At 46.8% G+C, this 2,109-nt stretch carries 2 protein-coding genes; one reads left to right on the top strand and one right to left on the bottom strand.

The genetic code is table 11. The annotated features are described in order from the left end of the window. Positions 1-1,078: signal recognition particle protein (ffh, locus tag HMPREF1051_RS05530; protein WP_003765540.1), on the bottom strand; the 1,078-nt coding region annotated here is incomplete at its 3' end. A 116-nt stretch (positions 1,079-1,194) separates the two neighbouring features. Between ffh and HMPREF1051_RS05525 the strand changes: the two genes are divergently transcribed. Next, positions 1,195-2,001, top strand: coding sequence for a cytochrome C assembly family protein (locus HMPREF1051_RS05525; protein ID WP_003765542.1), 807 nt, complete (start codon positions 1,195-1,197; stop codon positions 1,999-2,001). Positions 2,002-2,109: the final 108 nt, after the last annotated feature.

Genomic DNA, 2,109 nt, shown 5'->3' with positions numbered 1-2,109 from the left:
GACCCAGTTCGCCCGGCATTTTTGACATCAGGCTTTCCAGTCCGCCCATATTGCGCATTTGCTGGATTTGTTCTTTAAAATCATTGAGGTCGAAGCCTTTGCCTTTTTGCAGCTTTTTCGCCATTTTGGCGGCAGCTTCTTCGTCTATGCCTTTTTGGACATCTTCAATCAGGCTTAATACGTCGCCCATACCGAGGATACGGCTGGCGATACGGTCTGGGTAGAAGGGTTCGAGTCCTGTGATTTTTTCACCGATACCGATAAATTTGATGGGTTTTCCGGTAACGTGGCGTACAGACAATGCCGCGCCGCCGCGTGAATCGCCATCCATTTTGGTCAGGATGACGCCGGTCAGCGGCAAGGCTTCGTTAAATGCTTGTGCGGTGTTTACAGCGTCTTGACCCAACATGGCATCGACGACAAATAAAGTTTCTACAGGATTGACGGCTGCGTGCAGCGCTTTGATTTCATTCATCATCTCTTCGTCAATCGCCAAGCGTCCGGCGGTATCGACCATCAAGACGTCGTAAAAGTGTTTTTTTGCATAATCAATCGCAGCAGTGGCAATTTCGACAGGTTTCTGATTGGAATCGGAAGGGAAGAAGTCAATGCCGACTTGCTCAGCCAAAAGGCGCAACTGTTCGATGGCGGCAGGGCGATACACGTCGGCTGAGACGACCAAAACTTTTTTCTTCTGTTCGTTTTTCAGTAGGCGGGCGAGTTTGCCGACGGTGGTGGTTTTACCCGCACCTTGCAGACCTGCCATTAAGACAACAGCAGGCGGTACAGCCGCCAAGTCCAAAGAGGAATTTTCCTTGCCCATCAATTCGATCAGAGCTTGGTTGACGACGCCGATAAAGGCTTGGTCGGGCGTCAGGCTGCCGGCAACTTCCTGTCCGAGGGCTTTTTCTTTGACGTTGTTGACAAATTCTTTTACAACGGGCAGGGCAACGTCCGCTTCGAGCAGGGCAAGGCGAACTTCCCGCAGCGCCTCTTTGATGTTGTCTTCTGTCAGTTTTGCTTGACCGCGGATATTTTTGAAAACTTTACTAAAGCGGTTGGTTAAGTTGTCTAACATGCTTGTCCTTGGTAATGATAATAGCTGCCCTGTTCGGGGCATTCTTTGCTAAAATAAAATTGAGATTATTTTACACTATCGCGTGCGGTTATGTATGCGCGCCAAGAAAGTTTGTTATGCCGACTATCCTGATTTGCCTGATACTGGTGTATGCCGGATTGGGTATATTCGTTTGGTTCAACCACAAGACCCGAGAGATTAAAGATTATCCTCTAAAAGCCGAGTTGGCTGTTTTGGGTGCTGCGCTGACCATGCACGGTGCCGTATTGCTTATGCCTGTCATTCAAGACAAGATTTTGATCATGGGCTTTGGGTATTCCATCAGTTTGATTGTGTGGTTGATGCTGCTGGTGTATTTCGTTGGTAGTTTTTTCTATCGTCTGCGCGGATTACAGCTGCTTTTGTATCCGTGTGCAGCGTTAACCTTGTTATTGGGCGCGCTGTTTCCAGGAAAATATGTCGGTTACCAAATCAATGATTTGCCGTTTATGTCGCACATTGGTACATCGCTGCTGGCATACGGTTTATTCGGCATTGTGACCTTGTTTGCCGTTTTGATTTTGCTGCTCAACCGTAACCTGCATAGGCGACGTGTTTCCAGTTTGTCCGGTTTTCTGCCGTCTTTACTGAGTTTGGAAAAGCTCATGTTCCAGGGGATGTGGGTAGGTTTTATTTTATTGACCTATTCGGTTGTCAGCGGGACATTTTTTGCAGAAGCTGTATTCGGTAAACCCGTTACATTTACCCATAAAACCGTATTCGGCATTCTCTCATGGATAATTTACGGTGCGTTACTGCTTAAGCACAGTATGACGGCATGGCGGGGTAAAAAAGCAGCCGTTTGGACAATCATCGGGTTTGTCAGCCTAATGTTCGCTTATGTAGGAAGCAAGTTTGTATTAGAAATCTTGCTGCAGCGTTAAGGTGAGAGTTATTCGGGTAATAGTGTATTTGGATTAATAAAGGTCGTCTGAAAGGGATTTCAGACGACCTTTACTGTTGATTGAGTTTGGTTTGAGAATATTTTGAAA

The sequence above is a fragment of the Neisseria sicca VK64 genome, assembly GCF_000260655.1.
GTDB classification, from domain to species: domain Bacteria; phylum Pseudomonadota; class Gammaproteobacteria; order Burkholderiales; family Neisseriaceae; genus Neisseria; species Neisseria sicca_B.
Note: the sequence above shows the minus strand (reverse complement) of the source record. Positions and strands in the feature narration are given on the sequence as shown.